General features: G+C 34.5%; 29 protein-coding genes. 12 read left to right on the top strand and 17 right to left on the bottom strand.

Annotated features, from left to right (window positions below; genetic code table 11):
- Positions 1-3 precede the first annotated feature (3 nt).
- The 4 genes from pgi to DMB65_RS13255 all read left to right on the top strand — a co-directional run bounded on the left by pgi (position 4) and on the right by DMB65_RS13255 (position 6,300).
- Positions 4-1,647 carry a glucose-6-phosphate isomerase gene (gene pgi / locus DMB65_RS13270; RefSeq protein WP_110307121.1) on the top strand — a complete coding sequence of 548 codons (1,644 nt, stop codon included), beginning with the start codon at positions 4-6 and terminating at the stop codon, positions 1,645-1,647.
- 310 nt (positions 1,648-1,957) lie between these two features.
- Positions 1,958-5,200 (top strand): TonB-dependent receptor, encoded by a 3,243-nt coding sequence (locus DMB65_RS13265; protein WP_110307120.1) that lies wholly within the window; start codon positions 1,958-1,960, stop codon positions 5,198-5,200.
- A 95-nt stretch (positions 5,201-5,295) separates the two neighbouring features.
- Complete coding sequence (locus DMB65_RS13260; RefSeq protein ID WP_110307119.1) at positions 5,296-5,718, top strand: hypothetical protein; 423 nt, start codon at positions 5,296-5,298, stop codon at positions 5,716-5,718.
- Positions 5,719-5,805: 87 nt separating this feature from the next.
- Positions 5,806-6,300 carry a septal ring lytic transglycosylase RlpA family protein gene (locus DMB65_RS13255; protein ID WP_110307118.1) on the top strand — a complete coding sequence of 165 codons (495 nt, stop codon included), beginning with the start codon at positions 5,806-5,808 and terminating at the stop codon, positions 6,298-6,300.
- Between the two features lie 14 nt (positions 6,301-6,314).
- Here the strand turns inward: DMB65_RS13255 and DMB65_RS13250 are convergent, their stop codons facing one another.
- Positions 6,315-6,770, bottom strand: coding sequence for a DinB family protein (locus DMB65_RS13250; RefSeq protein WP_110307117.1), 456 nt, complete (start codon positions 6,768-6,770; stop codon positions 6,315-6,317).
- Positions 6,771-6,845: 75 nt separating this feature from the next.
- On the opposite strand from DMB65_RS13250, the gene DMB65_RS13245 reads away from it, so the two are divergent.
- The 5 genes from DMB65_RS13245 to nadD all read left to right on the top strand — a co-directional run bounded on the left by DMB65_RS13245 (position 6,846) and on the right by nadD (position 9,985).
- Complete coding sequence (locus DMB65_RS13245) at positions 6,846-7,202, top strand: arsenate reductase family protein (protein WP_110307116.1); 357 nt, start codon at positions 6,846-6,848, stop codon at positions 7,200-7,202.
- A gap of 200 nt (positions 7,203-7,402) precedes the next feature.
- Positions 7,403-8,263: a YicC/YloC family endoribonuclease gene (locus tag DMB65_RS13240; RefSeq protein ID WP_110307115.1), complete on the top strand. Its 861-nt coding sequence runs from the start codon at positions 7,403-7,405 to the stop codon at positions 8,261-8,263.
- A 66-nt stretch (positions 8,264-8,329) separates the two neighbouring features.
- Positions 8,330-8,902, top strand: a complete 573-nt coding sequence (gene gmk, locus DMB65_RS13235; RefSeq protein ID WP_078229075.1) for a guanylate kinase — start codon at positions 8,330-8,332, stop codon at positions 8,900-8,902.
- Between the two features lie 59 nt (positions 8,903-8,961).
- Positions 8,962-9,327, top strand: a complete 366-nt coding sequence (locus DMB65_RS13230) for a four helix bundle protein (RefSeq protein WP_110307114.1) — start codon at positions 8,962-8,964, stop codon at positions 9,325-9,327.
- Between the two features lie 76 nt (positions 9,328-9,403).
- Positions 9,404-9,985 carry a nicotinate (nicotinamide) nucleotide adenylyltransferase gene (nadD, locus tag DMB65_RS13225; protein WP_110307113.1) on the top strand — a complete coding sequence of 194 codons (582 nt, stop codon included), beginning with the start codon at positions 9,404-9,406 and terminating at the stop codon, positions 9,983-9,985.
- Between the two features lie 38 nt (positions 9,986-10,023).
- On the opposite strand, the gene DMB65_RS13220 is transcribed toward nadD, so the two are convergent.
- The 13 genes from DMB65_RS13220 to DMB65_RS13160 form a co-directional block, all read right to left on the bottom strand.
- Complete coding sequence (locus DMB65_RS13220; RefSeq protein WP_110307112.1) at positions 10,024-11,493, bottom strand: nicotinate phosphoribosyltransferase; 1,470 nt, start codon at positions 11,491-11,493, stop codon at positions 10,024-10,026.
- A 7-nt stretch (positions 11,494-11,500) separates the two neighbouring features.
- A complete protein-coding gene (locus DMB65_RS13215) occupies positions 11,501-11,953 on the bottom strand; it encodes a nucleoside 2-deoxyribosyltransferase domain-containing protein (protein ID WP_110307111.1) in 453 nt (150 codons plus the stop codon).
- Positions 11,907-12,503: an RNA 2'-phosphotransferase gene (locus tag DMB65_RS13210; RefSeq protein WP_110307110.1), complete on the bottom strand. Its 597-nt coding sequence runs from the start codon at positions 12,501-12,503 to the stop codon at positions 11,907-11,909. Before DMB65_RS13210 ends, DMB65_RS13215 begins: the two co-directional genes overlap by 47 nt.
- A gap of 5 nt (positions 12,504-12,508) precedes the next feature.
- Positions 12,509-13,144 carry a DUF4291 domain-containing protein gene (locus tag DMB65_RS13205; protein WP_110307109.1) on the bottom strand — a complete coding sequence of 212 codons (636 nt, stop codon included), beginning with the start codon at positions 13,142-13,144 and terminating at the stop codon, positions 12,509-12,511.
- A gap of 50 nt (positions 13,145-13,194) precedes the next feature.
- Positions 13,195-13,704, bottom strand: a complete 510-nt coding sequence (locus DMB65_RS13200; RefSeq protein ID WP_110307108.1) for an O-acetyl-ADP-ribose deacetylase — start codon at positions 13,702-13,704, stop codon at positions 13,195-13,197.
- Complete coding sequence (locus DMB65_RS13195) at positions 13,701-14,114, bottom strand: ADP-ribosylation/crystallin J1 (RefSeq protein WP_110307184.1); 414 nt, start codon at positions 14,112-14,114, stop codon at positions 13,701-13,703. The genes DMB65_RS13200 and DMB65_RS13195 overlap by 4 nt, the downstream gene beginning before the upstream one ends.
- Positions 14,115-14,122: 8 nt before the next feature.
- Positions 14,123-14,650, bottom strand: a complete 528-nt coding sequence (locus DMB65_RS13190) for an NADAR family protein (RefSeq protein ID WP_110307107.1) — start codon at positions 14,648-14,650, stop codon at positions 14,123-14,125.
- 12 nt (positions 14,651-14,662) lie between these two features.
- Positions 14,663-15,745: an adenylosuccinate synthetase gene (locus DMB65_RS13185; protein WP_110307106.1), complete on the bottom strand. Its 1,083-nt coding sequence runs from the start codon at positions 15,743-15,745 to the stop codon at positions 14,663-14,665.
- A 156-nt stretch (positions 15,746-15,901) separates the two neighbouring features.
- Positions 15,902-16,771 (bottom strand): hypothetical protein, encoded by an 870-nt coding sequence (locus DMB65_RS13180; protein ID WP_110307105.1) that lies wholly within the window; start codon positions 16,769-16,771, stop codon positions 15,902-15,904.
- Between the two features lie 2 nt (positions 16,772-16,773).
- Positions 16,774-17,109, bottom strand: a complete 336-nt coding sequence (locus DMB65_RS13175) for a hypothetical protein (RefSeq protein ID WP_031455095.1) — start codon at positions 17,107-17,109, stop codon at positions 16,774-16,776.
- A 152-nt stretch (positions 17,110-17,261) separates the two neighbouring features.
- A complete protein-coding gene (prs, locus tag DMB65_RS13170) occupies positions 17,262-18,095 on the bottom strand; it encodes a ribose-phosphate diphosphokinase (RefSeq protein WP_110307104.1) in 834 nt (277 codons plus the stop codon).
- A 74-nt stretch (positions 18,096-18,169) separates the two neighbouring features.
- A complete protein-coding gene (locus DMB65_RS13165) occupies positions 18,170-18,862 on the bottom strand; it encodes an NUDIX hydrolase (RefSeq protein ID WP_110307103.1) in 693 nt (230 codons plus the stop codon).
- A gap of 163 nt (positions 18,863-19,025) precedes the next feature.
- The gene (locus tag DMB65_RS13160) at positions 19,026-19,925 is read right to left on the bottom strand and encodes a LysR family transcriptional regulator (RefSeq protein ID WP_110307183.1); all 900 of its coding nucleotides are present in this window, start codon (positions 19,923-19,925) and stop codon (positions 19,026-19,028) included.
- Between the two features lie 87 nt (positions 19,926-20,012).
- On the opposite strand from DMB65_RS13160, the gene DMB65_RS13155 reads away from it, so the two are divergent.
- From DMB65_RS13155 to DMB65_RS13145, 3 genes are all read left to right on the top strand, one after another.
- Positions 20,013-20,783 (top strand): type 1 glutamine amidotransferase domain-containing protein, encoded by a 771-nt coding sequence (locus DMB65_RS13155; protein ID WP_165834937.1) that lies wholly within the window; start codon positions 20,013-20,015, stop codon positions 20,781-20,783.
- Positions 20,784-20,787: 4 nt separating this feature from the next.
- A complete protein-coding gene (locus DMB65_RS13150; protein WP_110307102.1) occupies positions 20,788-21,945 on the top strand; it encodes an iron-containing alcohol dehydrogenase in 1,158 nt (385 codons plus the stop codon).
- A 335-nt stretch (positions 21,946-22,280) separates the two neighbouring features.
- Positions 22,281-23,276, top strand: a complete 996-nt coding sequence (locus tag DMB65_RS13145) for an NAD(P)H-dependent glycerol-3-phosphate dehydrogenase (protein WP_110307101.1) — start codon at positions 22,281-22,283, stop codon at positions 23,274-23,276.
- 72 nt (positions 23,277-23,348) lie between these two features.
- Here DMB65_RS13145 and DMB65_RS13140 read toward each other — a convergent pair whose 3' ends face one another.
- The 3 genes from DMB65_RS13140 to DMB65_RS13130 all read right to left on the bottom strand — a co-directional run bounded on the left by DMB65_RS13140 (position 23,349) and on the right by DMB65_RS13130 (position 26,720).
- The gene (locus DMB65_RS13140) at positions 23,349-24,095 is read right to left on the bottom strand and encodes a tetratricopeptide repeat protein (RefSeq protein WP_110307100.1); all 747 of its coding nucleotides are present in this window, start codon (positions 24,093-24,095) and stop codon (positions 23,349-23,351) included.
- Positions 24,096-24,192: 97 nt separating this feature from the next.
- Positions 24,193-25,947: a BatD family protein gene (locus DMB65_RS13135; RefSeq protein WP_110307099.1), complete on the bottom strand. Its 1,755-nt coding sequence runs from the start codon at positions 25,945-25,947 to the stop codon at positions 24,193-24,195.
- Complete coding sequence (locus tag DMB65_RS13130) at positions 25,947-26,720, bottom strand: tetratricopeptide repeat protein (protein WP_110307181.1); 774 nt, start codon at positions 26,718-26,720, stop codon at positions 25,947-25,949. The genes DMB65_RS13135 and DMB65_RS13130 overlap by 1 nt, the downstream gene beginning before the upstream one ends.
- Positions 26,721-26,788 lie beyond the last annotated feature (68 nt).

Below are 26,788 nucleotides of genomic sequence, written 5' to 3'. Positions count from 1 at the left end.
CAAATGGCTTTAAACACAACAAATCCAACCGGAACTGATGCGTGGAAAAATCTTCAAAACCACTTCAACGCAATTCAGGCGACTACGATACAGGAATTATTTCAGCAAGATGCTAATCGTGTAGAAAAATTCAACTTGCAATGGAATGACTTTTTGGTTGATTATTCTAAAAACAATATTAGTAAAGAAACTGTTTCACTTTTGTTAGAACTGGCGAATTCAATTGGTTTGAAAAATGCTATTGCGGATTATTTTGGGGGAGAAATCATCAATCAGACAGAAAACAGAGCGGTTTTGCATACAGCTTTGCGTGCATCAGAATCAGCAGTAATAAAAGTTGACGGAGATAATGTAATTCCGGAAGTTTATGAAGTAAAGAACAAAATCAAAAGCTTTACAAATGAAGTTATTTCAGGTAACAGAAAAGGTTTTACAGGAAAAGCTTTTACGGATATAGTAAACATAGGCATCGGAGGTTCAGATCTTGGTCCGGTAATGGCTGTTGAAGCTTTGCAATTTTACAAAAATCACTTAAATGTTCATTTCGTTTCAAATGTAGATGGTGACCACGTTAATGAAGTAATCAAAAAATTAAATCCAGAAACCACATTGTTTTTGATTGTTTCTAAAACTTTTACAACTCAGGAAACCTTATCAAACTCAGAAACTATTAAAGAATGGTTTTTGAAATCGGCTTCTCAGGATGATATTGCCAAACATTTTGTGGCAGTTTCAACCAATATCCAAAAAGTAACCGAATTTGGAATTAATCCAGACAACGTTTTCCCTATGTGGGACTGGGTTGGTGGAAGGTTCTCTTTGTGGAGTGCAGTTGGTTTGAGCATTGCTTTAGCGATTGGTTTTGATCATTATAATGATTTATTGAAAGGCGCCAACGAAATGGACGAACATTTCAAATCGGCAGAATTTGATCAAAACATTCCGGTAATTTTGGCTTTATTAAGTGTTTGGTACAATAATTTTTACGGTGCCGAAAGTGAGGCTTTGATTCCATACACACAATATCTGCAAAAATTGGCTCCTTATTTACAGCAGGCAACCATGGAAAGCAATGGAAAAAGTGTTGGTCGTGACGGAAAACCGGTGAACTATCAAACCGGAACCATCATTTGGGGAGAACCGGGAACCAATTCACAGCATGCTTTTTTTCAATTAATTCATCAGGGAACAAAATTAATTCCAACTGATTTTATCGGTTTCATAAAACCATTATACGGAAATGAAGATCATCACAATAAACTGATGTCTAACTTTTTTGCACAAACAGAAGCCTTGATGAACGGAAAAACAGTTGCGCAGGTTCAGACAGAGTTTGACAAACAAGGTCTTTCTGCAGAGAAAGCAGCTTATTTATTACCGTTTAAAGTTTTTACAGGAAACAAACCAACGAATACGATCCTGATTGATAAGCTCACTCCAAAAAGTTTGGGTTCTTTGATTGCTTTATACGAGCATAAGATTTTTGTGCAGGGAGTTATCTGGAACATCTTTAGTTTTGACCAATGGGGAGTTGAATTAGGAAAACAATTGGCGAATTCTATTTTAGAGGAAATTGATTCTAAAATGGTAAAAGCGCATGATAGTTCGACTTCATTTTTGCTTAATCATTTCTTAGGCAAGAAATAATACAGTCAAATTTATTTGAAAGTGTAAACGCCATAATTTAAAAAATTACGGCGTTTTTTCTTATATAATTTTAAAAATCCCTACAAAATAGAATGATTATGACATTTGTGCGGGCTTAGTTCGGAGTTATTATTATGATTTTAATAAAAAAAATAAACATTAAATTGAAAAATTAAATTTTACTTATCATTTAAAGATAAAATCGTTTTAATGTTTAGTAGAATGCATAAAACTTGTTTTTCTTAACATTTTGATAACACTATCTGGTTAATTTGTTATAATTTTGCCAAAAACAAATAACGAAAAACAGATGAAAAAATTGTCAAAGTTTCTCTTAATGCTTTTAGCATTTATTTATGCAGGAGATATTTATGCGCAAGGTAACACTACTTCTTCTATTGGAGGTAATGTTTACGATAAAGGTTCTCAATCTTTACCAGGAGCATCTATCCTTGCAGTGCATACCCCATCGGGTACTCGCTACACTGCATCAACAGATTATACAGGTAACTTCAGAATCTCAAACATGAGAGTTGGTGGGCCTTACAAGATTGTTATTACTTTTATAGGATTCAAACCTTTTGAAGATAATGATGTATATCTTCAATTAGGAGATTCAAAAGATTTTAATGTAATTCTACAAGAAGAATCAAATGAATTACAGGAAGTTGTAGTAAAAGCAACAAAAGACAATACTTTTAATTCACAAAGAACAGGAGCTCAGACTGTTATTAATTCGGATAAAATTAAGGCATTGCCATCTTTGTCAAGAAATATTTCAGACTTTGCAAGATTGACTCCATCAGCTCAATTAAGAGGGGATGATGTATTGTCAATTGGAGGTCAAAATAACAGATTCAATGCAATTTATATTGATGGAGCTGTAAGTAATGATGTGTTTGGATTGGCTTCAAATGGAACAAATGGAGGGCAAACAGGAGTTAGCCCTATTTCTATTGATGCAATTGAGCAATTTCAAGTGAGTGTTGCTCCATATGATGTAAAACTTTCTGGGTTTGCTGGAGGGGCAATAAGTGCAATTACCCGTTCAGGGACTAATAATTTTGAAGGGTCTGCTTATTTCTTTAACAGAAATGAATCATTAGCAGGGAAAACACCTCCTTCATTAGCAGGAACAGGTGGAAGACAAAAATTAGCTGATTTTTCGGCACAAACTTATGGTGTTCGTGCCGGAGGTGCCATAATTCAGGATAAATTATTTTATTTTATTAATTACGAACGTCAGGATAACGAAACTCCACAGCCTTTCGATTTGTCAACTTATACAGGTTTGTCAGGTAACAGAATAGGAGAGTTGTTGACTAAATTGGATGGCTACGGTTATAATCCTGGTTCTTTTAACAACAACGTAAGAACTCTTGTAAGTGATAAATTGATTGCTAAGATAGACTGGAATATAAATGATAATCATAAATTATCTTTGAAACACAGTTATGTTAAAGCGGAGAATTTTTCGCCAAACAGATCTTCTGCTACTGCGATAAATTTTATCAACGGAAGTCAGTTGTTTAATTCTACCACAAATTCTACTGCGCTAGAATTAAACTCAAGATTTGGAAATAAATTTTCTAATAATTTAGTAGTAGCATATACAGATGTTCTTGATGACAGGGATGCATCAGGAGATCCGTTTCCAACGGTTCAGATTTTTGATGGTGCTACCCAAAGTATTTTTTTTGGTGCTGAAGGCTTTTCAACAGCAAATTTCTTAAGTCAAAAAACATTGACAATTTCTGATAATTTGGAAATCAATTCAGGTATTAATAAAATAACAATTGGTACACATAATGAATTTTCACAATCGAGAAATGTTTTCTTTGGAAATAATTTTGGATCTTACAGATATGCTAACCTTGATGATTTTCTATTAGATAGAAAACCAAACAGGTTTCAGATGAATTATTCTTTAATAGGTGGTGAAGGTGATGATTCACAAGGAGCTGCTGAATTTGGAACGAAACAATTTGGATTTTATATTCAAAATGAGATGAAAATAACTAACGATTTCAAACTTTCTTATGGAATTAGAGTTGATATTCCAGTATGGGAAGACGGACCTGCAAATGACGATTTTAATGATCGAACAATAGCAATTTTAGAAGCCGGAGGTAAAAACTTACAAGGTGCAAAAGTAGGAGAAGCTATTAAAAGTACACCACATGTAGCTCCACGTTTAGGGTTTAATTACGATTTAAATGGAAAAAAATCTACTCAATTTAGAGGAGGAGTAGGTATCTTTACTTCAAGATTACCATTAGTATGGCCAGGAGGAGTTTATAATAACAATGGTCTTTCTAATGGCGCTGTTTCGATAACTAGTGCTACTGGTATGCCTACTTTTAATCCAAATCCAAGTGTTGGCAGTCAAATCGATCAGTTACCTGCATCTTATCCGAGACCTGGCTCAGGTGGAAAAGGTGGAAATATTGACTTATTCTCAAAAAATTTCAAACTTCCTCAGGTATTTAAAGCAAGTTTTGCTGTAGATCAAAAATTACCATTCGGTTTAGTTTTGTCATCTGAAATTACTTATAATGATAATATCAGTGCAGTTAAATATGAAAATCTAAATATCAGATCTGCTTCAGGTAATTTGACAGGTACTCCAGATACAAGACCTCGTTATAATGGAAACAGTAGATTAGACCCTACTTATTTAGGAGTTTATTTAGGTTCAAATACAAGTGAAGGTAAAGCATATAATCTTGCTTTTACATTAACTAAAAACTTTAAATCTGATTTCATTGATGGAAACATTTCCGGAACTTATTCTTATGGTAAATCAACTACTATAATGGATGCAACATCTTCACAAAACAGTTCGCAATGGAATAATACTGAATCAGTGAATGGTGCCAACTATTTAGGTCTTTCAAGATCTGATTTTGACCCAGGACAAAGAATTGTAGCAAATGGTAATGCAACTTTCAAATGGAATAAATTTACTAAATCCAGACTTGGGGTGTTTTATGAAGGAGCACAAGGAACACCATTTAGTTATGTTTATAATGATAGCGGTCGTTTATTGCAGGATACTTTTTCAAATTCAGCATTAATTTACGTTCCGGCTAATCAAAGTGAAATTAATTTGGTTTCTACTACAGCCAACCCAATGACACCTCAGGCACAATGGGAAGCACTGAGCGCTTTTATTGAAGGAAATGAATACTTAAGAGGCAGAAAAGGTAATTATGCAGAACGTAACGGTGATCGTTTGAAAACTTCTCATATTGTCGATTTAAAATTCGCTCAGGAATTTACGATTACTGTTGGTAAAAAGAAACATACGATTGAATTAACGGCAGATATTTTTAACTTCACAAATCTTTTAAATAAAGATTGGGGTAAAAGATATTTTACGAATGTTGATCAGGTTCAGTTACTTACACAAGTTGGATTCTTGCCTAATTCAAATACACCGACTTTTAATTATAACCCGGCTACTGCTAAAACGATTGATCAGGCAGACGATGTAGGTCTTAATTCATCAAGATGGCAAATGCAGACTGGTATTCGTTATACATTTAACTAGTTATTTAGACCGCATAAAAAAAACCTGATTTCAATTGAAGTCAGGTTTTTTTATGCCCTTTTTTGTTATATTTGTTTTAAACAAAATATTAATCTATGTATCATTTTATTCAAAAACTCCACTCCGGCTGGGCTTATTTGGCATTATTACTTTTATTAATTGCAGTTGTAAATGCCATTCTTGGATTTACTTCAAAAAAAGATTTTACTGCTAAAGATCGCAAAATCGCACTGTTTGCTTTAATAGGAACGCATACCCAACTTTTAATTGGTTTGATACTTTATTTTGTATCTCCGTTAGGGCTATCAGTTTTAGGACAGATGTCAAATGCTGATTATAGATTAACATCATTAGAACATCCATTAATTAATTTAATTGCAATTGCTTTAATTACAATAGGCTGGTCAAAACATAAAAAATTAATTAATAGTGAAGCAAAATTTAAAACTTTTGCCATATTTTATGGATTAGGTTTAGTGCTTATTTTAAGCAGGATTCCATGGAAACTATGGTTTTAACAAAACCAAAATAAGCCCTCCTACAGGGCTTTTTTTATCTCGGCATATTATTTGTACAAACTCCCCAAGTCTGAAAAAAAATAAATTATGAAGAATAAAAAATACATTATATTCTCTCTACCTGCAATGTTGTTTTTAACCGGTTTTACTTATCTGATGAGCCAAAATAAGCCGGCTGAAAACAAAGCAACTCAGGACACTTTAAAAACTGACAATTCCAAAGTTCTAAAGCTTTCCCCACCAACAGATTCTATTTTTAGTGTGCAAGGCCTAAAACTGAAACTCTACAAAAAATCGGCTCATGCATCCTATTATCATGATCGTTTTAACGGAAAAAGAACAGCAAGCGGTGCACGCTTCAATAATAATAAATACACAGCTGCCCATAAAAAATTACCTTTCGGAACTAAAGTAAAAGTCACAAATGAAGCCAATGGGAAGTTTGTAATTGTTGAAATTACTGATAGAGGACCATTTGTGAGAACAAGAGATATTGACTTGTCAAAAAGAGCTTTTATGGAAATTACCAAAAGTAAAGGAGCAGGAGCAATGACCGTTACAATAGAAAGAATAATGAATTAAAATATCCGAAAGTTTTAAACAAACTTTCGGATACTCATTATAATTCCGGTATGTGTGGCTTCATGATAATTATTAAAAGATAAGGCATCTTCTATATTTCGAAGTGTAAAACCCATACTGGTAGTGTATTCCGTATATTTTAGAAATATTTTAGCAGCATAATCTTTTTCTGCCTGTTGTAGTGTGTCTGAAAGCAATCTTCTGATTTCATCTACTTCTTCTTGTGAAACATCACCTTCGGGTTTAGTATCTTTTCTGTATCTGGCAATAAATTCATCCGGGACAATAGAAGGAAGTCCTGATAATTTATACACTAAAGCCTGTTGTGCCGCAATACAATGGGCAATATTCCAGATTAGGTTATTATTAAATCCTTGTGGGATTTTGTTTAATTGTTCTAATGAATGACTATCTAAAATTTTTAGCAGAATTTCCCTGCTTGTTTTTTGTACTTCGAAAACTGGATTCATAAATTTATTTTTTTATAAAATTAGATAATTTTTAAGTTTCAATGATTTTCTTTGTATCGAAATAAAATTAAAATTATGAACAAAATATACTATTTGGCATCCTGCGATACATGTCGAAAAATTATCAAAAACCTGCCTAAAGACAACGATTTAATTTTTCATGACATTAAACAAAATCCAATTTCTGAAGCCGAGCTCGAAGAAATGTACCAACTTTCCGGAAGTTATGAAGCGTTATTCAGTAAAAAAGCACAATTATACAAGTCAATGGATTTAAAAAACAAAGCCTTGACCGAAGCTGATTTTAAAAAATACATTATGGAGCATTATACTTTTTTAAGTCGTCCGGTTTTTATCATTGACGGTAAAATTTACATTGGAAACAGTCAGCAGAATATTTTGCAGGTGATGAAAGTTTTAGAAGAAAAATAAATCAGGAATTTTCTCAGGATTAGGGTTTGCGTTAGGGATAGAAGTGTAAATCCTTTTTTGAGCTTTTTTGCTCTAAAAAGATTGAAGCGAATAGCCAGGCCTTTAGGCAACGCACAAATAATTTATAATTTAGACCTTGTGTAACTAGAAATTAACCCTGTAAAGTTTTTTAGTATCTTTGCGCCTTTATACTCCAATATATGATACAATCGATGACGGGTTTTGGTAAAGCTTCTGTGCAATTGCCAACAAAAAAAATTACGGTAGAAGTAAAATCTTTAAATAGTAAAGGTTTAGACCTGAACGTCAGGATGCCTTCGGTCTACCGCGAAATGGAGTTGGGCTTGCGTACCCTGATTTCGACCCGACTGGAAAGAGGTAAAGTTGATTTTGCCATTTATGTTGAAAGTACTTCTGAGCAGACCTCTACAAAAGTAAATGTTCCGGTTGTAAAAAACTATATTGCCCAATTACGGGAAGTGTATCCGGCTGCCGATGAAACAGAACTAATGAAAATGGCGGTACGTATGCCAGATATTCTGAAAACAGAACGTGAGGAGATTGACGAAAACGACTGGGAGCAGATTCAGATAATCATTGACGAGGCTTTGCAAAATATTTTAAGTTTCAGAAGAGACGAAGGGGAGTCGCTTGAAAAAGAATTCAACCTCCGGATTGGCAATATCCGTCAATATATGGAAGATGCGCTGGCATTAGATCCTGAACGTGTGCAGGCTATAAAAGACCGTTTACAGACTGCAATTTCTGAACTACAGGTAAATGTTGATGAAAACCGTTTTGAACAGGAACTGATTTATTATCTTGAGAAATTAGATATCACAGAAGAGAAAGTTCGTTTGACGAATCATTTGGATTATTTTCTTCAAACGATTGACGGTTCCGAAGCCAATGGCAGAAAACTTGGTTTTATCACCCAGGAAATGGGTCGGGAAATCAATACTATGGGTTCAAAATCAAATCATGCCCAAATGCAGAAACTGGTTGTGATGATGAAAGATGAACTGGAAAAGATTAAGGAACAGGTATTAAACGTATTATAAAGTAATGAGTAAAAGTGAATGGTAATTAGCTATTCACTTTTTACTAATTACTAATTACTAATTAAAATGAATAAAGGAAAATTAATTGTTTTCTCAGCACCTTCGGGATCTGGAAAAACAACCATAGTCAAGCATTTACTGAAACAGGAAGATTTAAATTTAGAATTTTCAATCTCAGCTGCTTCACGTGATCCGCGTGGTGAAGAGGTCAACGGAAAGGATTATTATTTTATTTCGCTGGAAGAATTCAAAAAACACATCAAAGCCGAAGATTTCCTGGAGTGGGAAGAAGTGTACCGTGATAACTTTTACGGTACTTTAAAATCGGAAATCGAAAGAATCTGGGCTTTGGGAAAAAATGTAATCTTTGACATTGATGTTGCCGGAGGATTGCGCATCAAGCACAAATTCCCGGAACAGACTCTGGCCGTTTTCGTTAAACCGCCAAGTGTAGACGAATTAAAACGCCGTTTAAAAGAACGCTCTACCGAAAGTGAAGACAAAATCAATATGCGAATTGCAAAAGCTTCTGTTGAACTGGCTACTGCTCCACAATTTGATGTTATTATTAAAAATTATGATCTGGCTGTTGCTTTAGAAGAAGCACATCAGCTGGTTAAGGATTTTGTTTCGAAGTAGTGATTTAGTCCTTAGTTTTTTAGTCCTTAGGCTGAGAAATAAAAATTAACTTAGAATTTATGGGGGGAATTAAATCATATAAAGAATTACTTATTTGGCAGAAAGGAATTAAAATTGTTGTTTTGATTTATAAACTCACAAATAATTTTCCGAAAGAAGAAATATATGCACTAACAAGCCAGTTAAAAAGAGCGAGCGTATCCATCCCTTCAAATATTGCTGAAGGATTTGGACGCCAAACGGATAAATCATTCAATCATTTTTTGAATATTTCCAGAGGTTCTTTAAATGAAATCGAAACACAACTGATTATTGCAAAAGAATTGCATTTTATTTCTGATGATATTTTATTCAATGAAATCATGTTTTTAATTGAAGAAGAAAGCAAAATGATAAATGCTTTTTCAAAAAATTTAAAAGACTAATTAGCGTTTTTAACTTAGAATAAAGACTAAGTGCTAAAAAAACTAAGGACTAACCACTAAAAAACTAAGGACTAAAATGAAAATAGGTCTTTACTTCGGGACGTACAATCCCATTCACGTTGGTCATTTAATTATCGCCAATCATATGGCTGAATATACCGATTTGGATCAGATCTGGATGGTGGTCACACCTCATAATCCGTTAAAAAAGAAAGCTACTTTACTTGATGATCATCATCGTTTGCAGATGGTGTATCTGGCAACGGAGGATTTTTCAAAAATAAAACCTTCCGATATTGAGTTTAAGTTGAAACAGCCCAATTATACGGTAAATACGCTGGCACATTTGCATGATAAATATCCCAATTACGAGTTTTCATTAATAATGGGCGAGGATAATTTGAAAACACTTCATAAGTGGAAAAATTATGAGGTACTTTTGGATAATCATGATATTTACGTTTACCCGCGCATTTCAGAAGAACCGGAAAATGTAGTGCTAAAATCACATCCGAGAATCCATATTATTGATGCGCCGGTTGTAGAAATTTCGTCTACTTTTATTCGGAACAATATTAAGAAAGGTAAAAATATCCAGCCACTTTTACCATCTAAAGTCTGGGAATATATTGATCATAACAATTTTTATAAGAAATAAAAAAAGCCTGAATTTATAATGATTCAGGCTTTTAAGTTTTATAGCGAAACGCTTATTTGACTTTTTACTCTTGTTCTAATTTCACTCAGCGACTGATCAACCAAAAGTTTCCCGTCTCTGAAGACTTCCTTCAGTTCGCCTTGTTTTTCTTCTTCCCATGAAACATTATCAGTTAAATGATATACGCCATCAATTAAATCAATTTTCATTAAACCTTTAGCCGATTTTTTAGTTCCGTCATCCGTAATCGGATCTTTGAAGATGGCTCTTCCTTCGCCATCAACTTCGCCATAAGTTGCTTTCATCGCAAATCCAAAAGTATCTCTGGTGTTGTATTGGTAGGTAAAAGAACCGATTCCCAAAACGACATTGGTAGAAGCAAACCCTTTTGCTTTTAAACGCTCACAAATTTGAATGGCTCTTGCTACCGTAATACTATCACCGTAAATAGCACCAATTTGCGGTACTAATTCTTTAAAGCCCTTATCATTTACACTTCCGTCAAAAACATCCCATAAAAGTTCGATTACGCCTTTCTTTTCCTGTTCTGTTTTTCCATTCGGGTTTCCGCAGATAATATCAACCGGATCACCACTGTCAGGACGGATTACGACTTTTCCTTCACGGGCTACAATATCTTCTTTAAGGCGTGGCAGATAATCGGTCAAAACTTTCCATAAATCCCAGGTGTCAGAAACGATAGAGACAATTCCTTTTGGATATACTTCTGTGATTAACCTTTTGAAAGTTTCACATTCGCCTTCGGTAGTTCCCATACACATTACAGAATGCTCGGTAGCGGCAACAGAACCCGCAATTAATTCGGTATCGGAATTGGCGTTGTAATATTCTTCGAAGAAATCAATTGCCGGAATGGTATCAGATCCTGTAAAGCTCAATAAATGTCCGGCTGCAGAGGTTATGGCTGCTTCGATTCCGCCCATTCCCCGCATAGAGAAATCATGTCCCTGCCAGTTGACAAAATCAGGAACTGATGATGTTTCATCAGCATATTTGTCCAGTACTTTTCTATATTCTCTGGCAATTGTAGCCGAATTACAAGGCAGCCAAATTACTGCAGAAAGCAAGGTTTCAAAATAATTGGTCAGCCAGAAAAACTCCGGAATCGTATTGTACATCGTAAACATGGGTACTCTTAATGGCACACTCGCACCTTCCGGCAACGCTTTAAAAACCATTGGAATGTATCCTAAATCATGTAAATCCTCAATATGTTTGGTGCCGACCTGGTTTTCGCCCAAATAATTATTGATTCTTCGGGCATATTTTTTTACGACTTCTTCTTTTGGCTGTTTGAAGAAATACGTATCGAAATCATGAATGATGTATTTTTTGATGAAATACTGCAGTCCAAAAAATACGACTTCCTCAAGGCCTTCAATTCTTGATTTTCTTGGTGTCCAGTTAGAATATACTAAAGTGGTTTTGTCCGGGTATTGCCTTCTGTGGTCAACTTTGTAACCGTCGGTTAATAATAATGGGTTCATGTACTTGTTATTTTAGTAAATTAAGGATTAACTCTTCTAATGTTTTAAATTGTTCTACTGCATATCTTTTACATACAATATCGATGTTGCCTTTACGCCAAAAATCTTCTTCTACAACCACTTTTATTTTCTTCGATTGTGCATAAAGACCAAATTCAAGTAAGGATATTGGTGACATTGTATTTCCTGCAAAATACATAATTATAATGTCTGCTTTTTCTAATGCATTCAGTTCCCAGGTTACTTGTTCATTGAAATTATCATTTTCTATGGTTTGTGACCAGCTGGAATCCCACTCATTTCTTCTGGGATTAAAAAGGATAAATTTATTTTCTAATAATTCCTCACACTTTTTTTGCCAATTTATCGCTTTGTCCATCTCAATAGATCCAGCTAAAAATATGGTTTTTATATCATCCTGCAGTGGAATTTCTTCTGGAGATCTGTAAATTCTTTTCATGATTAAACTCAATATATTTTGGAGGAACTTCATCAGTCAGCCAGACATTGTTTTCAGATAAATAAAATCGAAATCCATCTTTAAACATTTCACCGCTTTTAATTTTAAGAATTTGAGCAATTCCTCTTCGGCTTCCTACTTTTATTGCCGTTTCTTTATCTTTTGAAAGATGTACGTGTTGCCGGCTCATTTTTTTCAAACCTTCTTTGCGGATACTTTCCATAAACTTTCCAACTGTTCCATGATACAAATATTCAGAAGGTTCAGTTTCGGCCAGATTTAATTCAACCGAAATCGAATGTCCCTGACTTGCACGGATTTTGGTTTTATCTTCATTAAAAGCAAAACGCTTTTTATCGTTATTTTCTACAACATAATCCAAAAGTTCGGCCGTCATCTGATTCTGGCTTCCTTTTTTATTACATTTTAGAATTAATTCTTCTACATCTGCCCATCCGTTTTCGTCTAATTTTAATCCGATAGTTTCAGGCGAATGTCGCAGCACCAGACTTAAAAACTTGCTGACGCTTTTTGCTATTTTTTCATTCATCTTTTCTATGTAATTTTTAATTTCTTATTCAATTCTTGATTTTTAAAAAGAAAAGGTCTCTCTGCCGGAATGTTCAGGTTTTGTAATTCCTTTTTCTGAACAAATTCGTATTGTTCTGCTACAAAGCCCGAAATATCTTCGATTAATAAAATATCTTCTTTGGAGTAAGATCTTGTAAATTCTTCACGTAAACCAATTTGAATCGCTCTTCTTTCTAATTTCCCGCCATACGGATCATGATCGGGGTCCCATTGCAGTCTTACAGAAGAAGATTTTACTTCTGTCTGCCATTCTTCATTGCTAATTCCTAAATCAGCGCTATAAGAAGAATAAACTGCGTTGTGAAGATATTTTTCAAACGCATCTCTTTTCAGATGGATTGCCAGAACGACTTCCTGACCTTCTTTTGTTCCCCATCCGTTTCTGTACATCATCCACAGAAAATTGGGTTTGATCCAGGTCATTCTGTCGAGACTGAAAGCACCTCCAAAAAACTGATTTTTTACGGCAAATTCGCCTATTTCTTTTCGGTATGACTGGTATACTATTATTTTTTCATCGTCATACTGAGCCATTATGTGATGACCTGTTTGAGGCCATTCTTGTAATTGCTCGCTGTATTTTTTTAATTCTATTTTCATTTTATAAGAACACAATAACTTCGATTGTGTTTGTTTAATATTTATTTTTTCTATTCCAGAATCTCTTTATAAATCTGATAATTTTCATCATCAAAACAGACAAATAGTATTTTTTCAATTTCTGAGATTCTTTGAAACTCTTTTACTGCTTTTACGGCAATCTGAGCCGCTTTCTCTTTTGGGAAATGATAAATTCCAGTACTGATATTTGGGAAAGCAATGGTTTTGATTCCGTTTTTAACAGCAAGATTCAAACTGTTCTGATAACAATCTTCCAATAGTTTTGACTTTTCGTCTTTATCACCATTCCAAACCGGACCGACAGTATGAATCACATATTTAGAAGGAAGATTTCCAGCTGTTGTAATGACAGCTTCTCCGGTTTTACAGCCTCCCTGCTTATTACGAATTTTAATACATTCTTCTAAGATTGCTTTGCCTCCTTTACGATGAATCGCTCCATCAACACCGCCGCCGCCAAGCAAGGAAGTATTGGCTGCATTTACTATTGCGTCGACCTGAATTTCTGTTATGTCCGCTTTTAATAATTCTAAAATCATTTTCTAAAACTCTCTAGTTTTTCATTAAGTTTTTTGTCTTCACTTAACACTGAACGATCCGAAAAATGAACATTAACTATTTCAATTCCGTTTACTATGTTAGCATTAAAATCAATTAATTCTTCTGATGGTATCCAAAGTTCGTTATGATTTTTATCGCCAACATTTTGAACTTCATACTTTTCCAGAAAGGATGAGTTGACATCAAAGGCAGTTACAATTCCAATAAATCCCGAAAACTCGTCAACGGTATTCCATTCAAAAGCAATCTGATCTGCATATTGCTGATTCGTTACCGGATAAAAAATAGGCTGCCATTCTAATCTTGACGGAAATACTTTGTAGCCCGAATCTGCAATTAATTCCATCTCTTTCAATCCAACCGGACGATATAATCTTGTTGTTTTCATAATCATTTTTATCTCAATTCATCCCTAACTTCCATCAAAGCAAAACCTAAAAGATTTAATCCTCTCCATTTTTCAGGGTTTAATACATCCTTATGATCATTCGCCATTCCGATTCCCCAAATTGGGTCAACCGGACTTGCTTCTACTAAAACTCTTTCTTTTGTATTTAATAAAAAGGTTTTCAAATCGGCATTTTGACTGAACTTGTGAAAGTTTCCTTCTTTTACAATTTTATATCGGTTTTCTAACCAGATTTTGTCATCGTAGTTTCTAACTTCTCTTCCTAATTTTTTGGCTTCTGCAGGAGAATCAGCATTGAGGATTTTTTCTAAAATTTCCTGATCCTCGAATAATTCAGCTTTCTTGGCCATCATCCAATGCTCGGCAGTTTTATAAGTTATTTTATCTACTTTAAAAGAACTTAACCACCATTGACTGAAACAGGTTTTTGTAATTTTTCCGTCTTTCTTGGGCTGATGTCCCCAGAAAAATAAAAACTTACTTTCCGGAGCTATGGTATCTATAGTGTATTTCATTTTTTTCTCTTTTTATTGAAACAAAGAAGTAATGTTTTTAAAATCTTTCGAATCAGGTGAAAATGATCCGTAGATTTCATTGAATTCCGTTGTGAGGCTTTCAAACTCATAATCCTGCTCCAGCTGATCCATACAGGTTACAACCAAATTTCGTTTTGCCATTGGGCTGTAAGCTGCATCGAGTTTTAGAGCATAATTTAAAAGTTCATAATTCAGACTTCCAAATCGTAAATGTTTTTGGTATTCGTTAAAAACACAGGTTTCTTCTTCGTTGTTTTTTAATTTAATTTCTCCTTCATTTGCCATCCAGCCGTGTCCGTGTCGGGTTGCATAACTTCGGGTTACATAATACACTGCTACATCTTCAATCTTTAGTATATTACAAATTTCAATCGCATTTTTTGAAGTGGTATTGGCATACGTTACATTCGGAAAAACACCGTGATCCATGTCGAGCAAAATTCCCTGGCTGCCTTCAAAAATGAGATTTTCGTATTTTGAAAGGAACGTATAATCGACAATATTCCATTGTATTTTATCAATTGCTTCCAGGTATTGACTGACTTCTTCATCCATTTCGCTTTCATTCAAAAAACCATAATAATAGGCGATTTGGTTTAGTTTTTCTAAAAGCATTTCGCGTGGCGCAATCAAATCGATGGCAAACAATTTGTACGGACCTTCGTTTCGTTTCATGGTTGCCCCAATTCCTTTTCCGCAGGTTCCATGATCGAGATTCCGGACATTATTTCTGTTTTGCCAGACATCAAAAGGCGTAGTCACTTTTGCCAAAGGATGAATATGAAGTTCGCTATTACCTCCGTTTTTTTCTAATGTTGCTTTTTCATTAAATAAAAAAAGAGGATGAACGGTACAGTGTTCACTAAAATAGGAGGGTAGACCCCGAAGTGCGCCGCTTGCAAAACTCGAATGCACATGTTTTTTATCACCAATCATTACGGTATGCGCTGCCTGTTGTCCGCCAGAAAACCGAATAACTATAGATTCAGGATTTTGCTTCGCCAGAAAATCTGTTGTTATGCCTTTTCCTTCATCACCAAATCCTAAACCTATAACTATTTTTGCTGTTTTCATTTTGTTGTTATTTTAATCTCGCAAAGACGCTAAATCGCAAAGTTTTTTTTAAACTTAACTTTTAGGTAAAATCTTAGCGCCTCTGCGACTTTGCGAGCAAATTTCTCATTGCTAATAAAAAACTTTACATTTTAATCTCGCAAAGTCGCAAAACTTTTAAAGCATTTCTATATTATCTAGACCTGTACTCGTTGTATCAGAAACCGGTATTGTTCCTAAGCCAGAACTTTTATGTTTATCACAAATTATCTTTGTAATGATATTTGGAATTTCCCTGTGATCTTCGATAGACAAACAGTTTTGTCCCAATAATTCTTTCCACGCTACATTTGCTCTTACTGCCTGATCAGAATGTAAAACACTAATATGATATACTTCGTATCGTTTTTGTGCTTCCTGTAATAATTCAAGATGCGTATAGGTTTGCTGTCCGGCTCCCATAATTTCTTTTATGGCTGATGCGGGAAGTGTCGGCAAATTTGGCTCATCACCCACAGTAAACAACAATCCTTTTTGGCCTCTTTTTTCGAAAGCATCGGTTTTAGTATGAAAAGCCGCAAAATACCAGGCAAGAAGATAACTTTCTCCAGCGTTTCCACCACCGCCTGATTCAATATACGTTCGGGTTAACCACATATCCAGCTCTTCGTCTCCAGATTCAAACTGTCCAACCTGAAGCGGATATCTGTCGCATTCGTGATCGCCAATTCCTAAAAATAAAAGTGCGGGATCCGGAACACCGCCCTGAATAATTCCGCCCATCAATTTTGGCAACCCTTCTTTAATCAATTCGTGCGGAATATGTCCCATACTTCCCGTAACGTCCAGTCCTAAAATGATTGGAACTGTATTAGGATGAACCTCTGAATCTCTTGCTTCTCTAAAAACTACTCCATTTGGATTCATAGATTCATGCGCCATTCGTAAAGAATTCTGTGTGAAAATTTCGCTGGCTGATTTGCTGGCATAACCAGCCTCTTTTGCTCTGCTTAAACGAGCACCTATATCGTATCTTGTACCTCCCATGACTAAAATGTTTTACCAAATAAATATTCGAATCGTTTTTTTGTTACTTCAAACTGAATATTTAGATTTCTGATTGTTAATGATAATTCCATGTCTTTCTGAACAAAAGCTTCCGGCTGAAAATCGGCAAATGTCAGACTGTTTTTATCCAGTGGACTAATGTCAATTAATCCTTCTTGTTCTCTTTCGAGTCTTTTGATTTTTAATTCAATATCTTCGACTCTTCTTCTGTAAATTAATTCAGAATCCTCACCAATTGTTTTGGCTCTGTCTTCTCTAATCTGATCATTGTTTCTTTTTAAGGATTCAATAAATCTTGGTTTTAAATCGTCGCTCATAATTTTTGTGGTTTTGTTTCAGGTTTTCTTTGTTTCAGGATTCAGGTTCCAATAAACTTGAAACTGAAATGCTAAACATGAAACGGTTAATAGAATTTTATTTTAGGTTTCACCTTAAGCAGATAACTTGAAACCTGAAACTTGAAACTTTTTTAAATTAACGTTTCAAGCCCAATTACCTGAACACTTTCGCCTTCAAAATCTTTAAAAGAATTGGTTGTGAAAATGCTGTCGAAGCAATCTAAAACTTCAAATCCTTTATTGAAAATTCCGTGGCTTACGGCTAGGTATAATTTACCTGCATTTTTCTTTTTAAGTTCTTCGGCTAATCCTACGAAAGTTCCTCCTCCGTCGCAGATATCGTCTACAATCAAACAATCTATTCCGTTTAAATCGTCTTCATATACTTTAAAACCAGACAATTTTCCGGTTTTTACATCGCGGCTTTTACTGCATTCAACCACATCTACTCCGCCTAAAAATTCAGAAACTTTATAGATTTTTTTAAGAGCGCCACCATCGGGAGAAATCAGTTTTACGTTTTCGCCAATTACTTTTAAAACTTCCTTGATAAAAGTATGATTTGGAATGACTTCACAGTTGTTTACCAATGCCGGAGTAACTTCAGAGTGGGCATCAAAAACATAAACTTTATTTAATTGAAGTGTATTGATAATATCCGCATACACTTTTACTGATAAAGATTCTCCTTTAATCATGACACGATCTTGTCTTGCTGCCGGGAAATACGGAATAAAAAGATCAATGATTTTAACGCCCATTCTGCGTAAAGCATCAACAGTAATACACAACAAACCTAAATCGTTGAATGAATTTAACCGGTGAGTAATGGTTACTTTTTGATTATGATCAAAATCAGGATTGATTTTAATATGTGGTTCACCGCCAGAAAAGGTAAAACTTTGAAACTGGATTTCTTCCTGGTTAAGGATAGGAGCGAATTTTGGGTCTAAATTTAGTATCATAGTGTTGCAGTTTGCGTTAATTATACGCAAATATAGAATTATATTTTTGATTGACAATTTATTTTGTGTAAAAATTACGCAAACTTTATTTCGAAGTGAAAGCCTTTCTTGATTAATTCATTGTATTTTAGTTTGTTAAACTTGAAAAGTTTTGCCGGACGTCCGCTTTTTGAGGATCCAAATTGTTCTGTTTCTTCAATAATTTCAAAGCTTAATATTTTTTTTCTGAAATTTCTTCTGTCAATTTCTTTCTCTAAAATGGTACAGTATAAGTTTTCAAGTTCAGAAAAAAGGAATTCTTTTGGCAGTAAGTCAAAGCCAACCGGTTCATAAGTAAGTTTTGCTTTTAGTCGGCCGATTGCTTTTTTCAGAATACTACTATGGTCAAAGGCTAAGGCAGGAATTTCATTGATCTTGAACCATTGTGCTTTTTCAGCATCTGTATCAGCCTTAAGTATTAATTTTGATGAATCGACAAGCGCAAAATACGCAATTGAAATAACACGGTTTCTGGGATCCCGATTTACATCATCTCCAAACGTATACAGTTGTTCAAAATAATTGACGGATACGTTTGTTTCTTCCTTGAGTTCCCTTTTTACAGCCTCCTGAAGGGATTCGTTATTTTTGACCAAACCTCCAGGCAAAGCCCAATAAGATTCCTGTGTGCCAAATTTTTGTTGTATTAAAAGGACGTAAAGTTGATTGTTTTGGTAACCAAAAACAATGGCGTCAACAGCTACCCTGATATTTTGTAGATCAGTCATATTTTAATGCGTAAGATTTACACAAATATAAAGTTTTATAGTTCTTGCATTAAGCGATTTAAGGTTTAACTTAAAATCGTTACCTAAAAAAAATAAACAACATCTTGAGACAAATGTAATGAGTCGTACTTTATCGAAACTCATTATTTATGATGATTTTGTTTTAAGATGACAATGCTTTTCTAACTTCGGTGGCAATGATGTCAAAAAAAGATTTTAAATTATTGTTTTTAGCTGCCAGTAAATAAACATATTCTTCAGGAACGTGGAAACTGTTCCATACCAATTGTAATTTGTTTTGCTGAATAAATTTTCGGGCATTACAATTCCACGTTATAGCAACGCCTGAATTTTTTGAAAGCATTTCCAGCATTTCATATTCTGACGGAATGATATAATTGGGTACCATTGAAGGTCTTTTTTTATGGAATGCATGAAGCCAGAACAGCTTTATGTATGGAATTCTGGCATCATGCGAATACCATTTTTGTTCGTTTAGCCATTGTTCTGCTTCAGCAAAATGATCTGATTTTAATTTTTGACGAAATTCGGTAATGTCTAAACTAATTGGTCCAACCATCACCAGTTTAATCTTAGCAATGGTTTCCTGAATGGTATCAAAAGTATCGTATTTTTTGGAGACAATTGCAAAGTCCAGTTTTTTAGCATCGACTAATGAAAAAAGCGTATCATCATCGGCAAAAGTAAAATCGATTAAATCAAATTTTTCAATTAAAGCATTGCCAACACTATTGAAAAGATGTTTTGAAATTCCTATAGAAATTAATCGGGTCGCATCTTCGGCTTTAGCCCGAAAAGTATTTTCAACATTTTCAAGGCGGTCGAGTGCATCTATTATCAGGTTATTCAGTAACTTAGCGTACTCTGTTGGTTCTACGCCTTTTGACTTTCGAATAAAAAGTTTATTTCCCACATGAGCTTCCAGCATTGAGATTTGCTGGCTTACCGCAGGCTGGCTCATAAAAAGCTCTTTTGCGGCAATTGAAAAATTCCCGTTTTTATAAACCGCTTTAAATGTTCTGTACCATTCTAAATTCACCATAACTATAAATTTATTTATAACAAACATAGTTTATTTTATTTTTACTGATATCACTTTAGCCGTAAATTTGTTTTAAATTTTAAACTTATGAAGAAAATAGGAGTACTTGCAATAATTGCATTCTCTGTTGTCGGTATTTCGGCGACAGCTCAAAAATTAAATAAAAAAGGAATGAAAAAAGTATTATTTGTTGTAACCAGTAACGATAAACTGGGTAATACAGGAGAAAAAACCGGATTCTGGTCAGAAGAATTTGCTGCACCGTATTATGAATTATTAGATCAGGGTGTTGAAATTACAATTGCATCACCATTGGGTGGGCAGCCGCCAATTGATCCAAAAAGTGCTGACCCTTCTGCAGCGACGGAAGACACCAAACGTTTTGATGCCGATAAAGTTTTACAGGAAAAATTAAAAAACACTCATAAACTTTCAACCATTAATCAAAAAGAGTATGATGCTGTTTTTTATCCGGGAGGTCATGGTCCGCTTTGGGATTTGGTAGAAGATAAAAGCTCCATTGCTTTAATTGAATCTTTTTATACCAATAATAAGCCTGTTGCTTTTGTTTGTCATGCTCCGGCTGTTTTGAAAAACGTAAAAGTAAAAGGTGAATTTTTAGTGAAAGATAAAAAAGTAACAGGTTTTACAAATGAAGAGGAAGACGCGGTTGGATTAACAAAAGTGGTTCCGTTTTTATTGGAAGATGCATTGACACAAAATGGGGCAAAATTTTCAAAAATAGATAACTGGCAGCCATACGCAGTTGAAGACGGACTTTTAATTACAGGTCAAAATCCGGCTTCGTCGAAATTAGTGGCGGGAAAATTATTAAAACTGTTAAATGCTAAAAAATAAGTAAATGTTAAACTTTGAATTATACAATCCGACGAATTTAATCTTCGGAAAAGGACAAATTGAAAAACTGGCTACATTAGTTCCAAAAGAGGCTAAGATTCTTTTAGCCTACGGTGGAGGTAGTATTTTTAAAAACGGAATTTATGATCAGGTAATCCAAAATCTGAAAGGTTTTGATATTGTGGAATTTGGCGGAATCGAACCAAATCCGCATTTTGAAACTTTGATGAAAGCGGTTGAAGTGATTAAAGCTGAAAAGGTAAATTTTATTCTGGCTGTTGGTGGCGGGTCTGTTATTGACGGTGTCAAATTTATTTCGGCAGCGGTTCATTTCGAAGGAAACCCAATTGATATTTTGCAAAAGCGTCTGTTGATTAAAGAAAATGCCATGCCCTTTGGAACTGTTTTGACATTGCCGGCTACTGGAAGCGAAATGAATTCTGGATCAGTTGTAACAATACAGGCAACTCAGGAAAAACTAGCTTTTGGGGGCAGTGCCATGTTTCCAAAATTCTCTATCTGTGACCCAACTGTTATAGCTTCTTTACCAAAAAGACAAATTCAGAATGGGGTTGTGGATGCCTACACACACGTAATGGAACAATACTTAACCTATCCGCATGAAGGTTTTTTACAAGACCGTATTGCTGAAGGTATTCTGCAGACCTTAATTGAAATAGGTCCCGATGTTGTAGAAAACCCAACCGATTATGCTTTGGCATCCAATTTTATGTGGAGCTGTACCATGGCTTTAAACGGGTTAATCCAAAAAGGAGTTCCTTCTGATTGGGCAACACACATGATTGGTCACGAATTAACAGCTTTATACGGAATTGATCACGCAAGAACTTTGGCGATTATTGCCCCAAGTTTGTATAATGTGATGTTTGAAACCAAGAAAGAAAAACTGGCCCAATACGGAAGACGGATTTTCAACTTAACAGGTTCTGATGGCGAAGTGGCAAAAGAAGCGATAAATAAAACGGTAGAATTTTTCCATACAATGGGAATGGATACTAAATTATCACAATATACAAATGACTACGATAAAACCGCTGATTTTATTGTAAACCGTTTTGATGAAAGAGGCTGGAAAGGTCTGGGTGAAAAACAATTGATTACTTTAGAAAAAGTAAAGTCGATTGTTGAGATGAGTTACTAGTCGCAGTTGCCGCATTCAGTCGCAGAGCAAATTGGGAAACTTTGACCGTAAACTAAAAACTACAAAAAAGGCGTTCTTAAAAACTATTTAGGAACGCCTTTTTAAAATACTAAAGTAAAACTAACTAATTCAATTCGTACTAAATTCATTTAAAAATCTAATTTATAATACGTTACAACGTATCGATTTGTTTTTTATTGTAAAAGAATAAAAATATTTTAATTTTTATTTAATCACAGAAAACCTTTGAAAACAAAGGTCTTTTTTAAATTCTTAAACTACCTTTTGTGATATTACTGCATTATTAAGTACTTTTGCTTTAAATTAATAAAATAATGAGTGAAAATTTAAAATTTGCAGTAATAGGAGGAGGGAGCTGGGCAACTGCTATTGCAAAAATGCTTTGCACTAACCTTTCTGAAATTTCGTGGTATATGCGAAATGATGCAGCGATAGAACACATTCTCAAATATAAACATAATCCAAATTATTTAAGTTCAGTTGAATTTGATACTGGAAAACTTAAGTTGACCAATAATATAAACGAAGCAGTTGAATATGCAGATTACTTGATTTTTGCTATTCCTTCGGCTTTTTTAAATGCAGAATTAGAGCAGTTAACCGTTACCCTTGAAAATAAAATTATCTTTTCGGCAATTAAAGGAATTGTTCCGGAAACGAGCCTGATCGTTGGGGAGCATTTTCATATCCAATACGATATTCCGTACTATAACATAGGCGTAATTACCGGGCCATGTCATGCTGAAGAAGTAGCCTTAGAAAGACTTTCTTATTTAACTATTGCCTGCGGAGATCCTGATAAAGCCTGTACAGTTGCCAAAGTATTATCGAGCAATTATATCAAAGCAAAAATTTCTGATGATATTATCGGAACTGAATATGCGGCAATGCTAAAAAATATTTATGCTATAGCTGCCGGAATTGCCCATGGTTTGGGGTATGGTGATAATTTTCAGTCGGTAATGATGAGTAACGGAATCCGGGAAATGCGAAAATTCATCAAGAAAGTACATAAAATGAAACGGGATATCAATGATTCTGCTTATTTAGGCGATTTATTGGTTACAGGATATTCGGTATTTTCAAGAAACAGAATGTTCGGTAATATGATCGGGAAAGGCTATACCGTAAAAAGTGCCATGATGGAAATGAGTATGGTTGCTGAGGGGTATTATGCCACTAAAAGTGCTTATAAATTAAACCAGGGTTATGGAGCCAAAACCCCTATTATTGATGCGGTTTATGCCATATTATATGAAGGTAAAAATGCCAAAACTGTTTTCAAAAAACTGACTGAATCTTTAGATTAAATAAAGAATTAAATCCATAAAAAAGGGGCTGTCTAAAAAACATAGACAGCCCCTTTTTGATTATAGCCATTTTTATTTTACTTCCTTAATGGCAGAGGCATCAATCCAGCCTTCTGTACCATCTGTTAATTCTATTTTTCTCCAGTTTTCCAGGGTTTCTTTTACATAAACTTTGGCACCTTCATGTAATAAGAAAATGCTGGATCCTGCTTTTTGAGGTTCGCTTCGTACCTCTGTCATTTCTGCAAAAACGATTGCTGGGCGATCATTATTATAATGGTCTTTTTCAGTTATTCCTGCCGATAAACTTAATACTAGGGCAAATAATAAAACAAACATTCCTATAAAATAGATTCTTTTCGAAATTGTAAGCTGTGAAAAATAATAACCTATAAAACTCAGTAAAAAAGCAAATGCAATTCCCACCGAAATCCAGCCCCAAATATTATAATTGAAAATACCCGTAAAATTCTGAATGAGTTTTGCAAAACCAACTTTTGGGACTTCTTTAATTTCGTCAATAGTTAGTTTTTTGGCAAATTTCAGGTTGTTTAAAGTTTCGGCATCATGTGGTTTTAAAACAAGTGCTTTTTCATAATTATAAATGGATAGTGCCACTTTGTTGAGCTTGTAATAACAATTTCCTAAGTTAAAATACAACTCAGCCGAATGTTGTTTGTCTTCCTTAATGATGCTTTCATAAGTTTGGGCTGCCTGCTGATATTGTCCCTTTTGATATAAGGCATTCCCTTTTTCAAAGCTGCTTTGAGCAAAGAAAACCTGAGAGATGAATAGAAAGAGATATAATATGTTTTTCATTTGTTTACGTTTTTCATTTTGTCAAGTTGAGCGGAGTCGAAACTCAAATGTTAATCTCGATTCAGCTCGATTTGACAAATGATTATAATTTATTCAATTAAACAATCTGTTTTTCCAATTCAGAAATAATCAAAACAGCTTTGTCATAATCCTGCTGAATGGATGCGCTTGATGCCGGGGCATAACGTGCAAATTCGCAGTTTTCGGTTAAATTAATAAAACTTTGAACAGTTTCCGGATTGGTATTTCTGGACAATAACAATTCACGGATATTGTCCTTGCTCATTTCTGAAGTTTCAATATGTAATTTGGCTTTCAGGAAATTATGCATTGCTTTTTCCAGTGCAATATAAAATGGCTCTTTATTGTTAAGTTGTTTTTTGGCTTCAGATAAATATTTTTTGGCCAGTTTATTATTCATTTTAATTCGGTTACCCGTTACATCGCTGTCAATTGCTTCTTTTTTCTTCTTGGCAATCACAATAATCGGTAAAATCACGAAAGGCAATAGTAATAAGCTATAATACAAATCAGATCCGAAAAAATCATCTTTTACAGTCGAAACCAAGACAGTTTTTGGTTTGATATATTTAAATTGTTCCGATTTCGTAATAACATTTTTTGATGTATTTGATGTAAGAGCCTGAGACTGCATTGGACCGTCTAAAACGTCAATCATAATTTCAGGTGAAGTTATAGTTTTATAACTTCCTGAATTCAAATCAAAATAGGAGAATTCCATTGGTTTAATAGCATATTTTCCTTTGTATTGCGGAATAATGGTATATTTGTCCGAAACTTTTCCTGACATTCCCGAAAGCGATGTATTCACTTTTTCGTCATGAACAGGATCGTACATTTCTAATGCATTTGGTACGACAGGTTTTGGCAGCGTAAATAACTTCATATTTCCTGTACCAGCAGCACTCACAATTAAATCCAGACTTTCCCCATTTTTTAAGGTAGTTTTCGAAGGAGTTACCTTAAAATCAAATTTACCAACTGCTCCTGTAAACCCAACAGGTTTATTTGTTTCCGGTAGTGCCCTTACATTGATTGTTTTGGCACCGGCAGAAACTGTTTTATTTCCATCTTCGGTCATCATTTGACCAAACATATTACGATGTGTTGGTATCTCAATGCCTATATCCAGAGAGAGGGGTTCAATAGTAAGTTTTCCTGATTTTTGAGGGTATAAAATCGTTTTTTTAAGAACAACATAGTAGCATCTTTCGCCTTTGTATGTTCCTTCTTCAAGAACGAGTTGCTTGATGTCGATATTCTGATTCCAAAAGTCTTTGTATTTTGGTTTAGCCAGTTCTTTAAATCCGGTTACACCAATACCATAGAAATATAATTTATAAACTACCGTAATAGGTTCGTTTATATATGGATTTGTTTTTGAAATTTCTGCTACCAGATTCAGCACCTCATTTCTGTTTTCGCCTCCTTGTTGCTGTTGTTGTGCACCAGGTTCTCTTTCCTGAGCAACGGCATTGGTAACAGTGATTTTGATGGGAGATGTTTTGTAAACCTGACCATTGTATTCAATTGCAGCCTGTTTGATTGTAAATATACCTTTTTGATTAGGCAATAAATAATAAGAATAAATTTTCTGAAACGAACTTCTTCCATTTATCCAAGACTGGCTTATTTGCTGACTTGGGCCGCCAACTATTCTAAATCCATCAAAAGAAGGCTGAACAAAATTATCCCCGTCAACATTCATCATAAAGTCAACCCGAAGTCTTTCATTAACTCCAAGTGTGTTTTTGCTTACTCTGGCTTCAAACTGAACTTGAGCCATAAGCCCTTGAAAACTTAATAGTAATAGAATTAAATATCTTTTCATTACCAGTCTTTTTCTGTTTTTTTAGGCGCTCCTTTTACTTTTTGAGCGTTTACTTTATCCTGTATTTTCTTTTCTTCGTTATTCACGGCATCCAGTAAATTCTGGACACGATCTTTTGAAATTCCTCCGGGCATTGGTTTTGGCTCTCCTTTATTGTTTGATTTGTCCTCTTTTTTTGGATCGTTTTTACCGTCTTTTTTATCCTTGTCCTTATCGCCTTTGTCGTCTTTCTTTTGATCGTCTTTGCCGTCTTTTTTATCTTTATTGTCTCCGTCTTTTTTCTGATCGTCTTTTTTGTCGTTCTTTTTATCCTTGTCCTTGTCTTTGTTTTTATCGTTTTTAGGAGGGTTTTCTTTTAATTTTTGTTTGGCCAAAGCATAATTGTATCGTGTTTCGTCGTCAGTAGGATCATTGCGCAAAGCATTTTTATAAGCTTCAACGGCTTGTGAATAATCTTTCTCTTTCATAAGAACGTTACCTAAATTATGATAAGCCTTGTGTTTTTGAGGTCTTGTTTTCGAATTTTTGATCGCTTTTGCATAAGCAAATTTTGCCTCAGATACCTGATTTTGTTTGTAAATTGTATTTCCTAAATTATAAGAAGACGCAGCTTTGTCAGGAAATTTTGATTGTGAAATCCTGTAATTTGCCTCGGCATCAACAAATTTATTCTGCTTATATTCTTCATTGGCTTCTGGCAATGTTTTGTCTTTTTCCTGAGCAGCAACTGCCAAAGAAAAGGTAAGTAAAATATAAAGAAGTAAATTTTTCATTCTAGTTTTTTGTTTTGTATTTGCCACGAATTTCAGCAATATCACGAATTTATTTTTTGCAAAGCAGT

Origin of the sequence: Flavobacterium cheongpyeongense (assembly GCF_003202435.1) — a bacterium.
In the GTDB taxonomy this organism is placed as follows: domain Bacteria; phylum Bacteroidota; class Bacteroidia; order Flavobacteriales; family Flavobacteriaceae; genus Flavobacterium; species Flavobacterium cheongpyeongense.
Note: the sequence above shows the minus strand (reverse complement) of the source record. Positions and strands in the feature narration are given on the sequence as shown.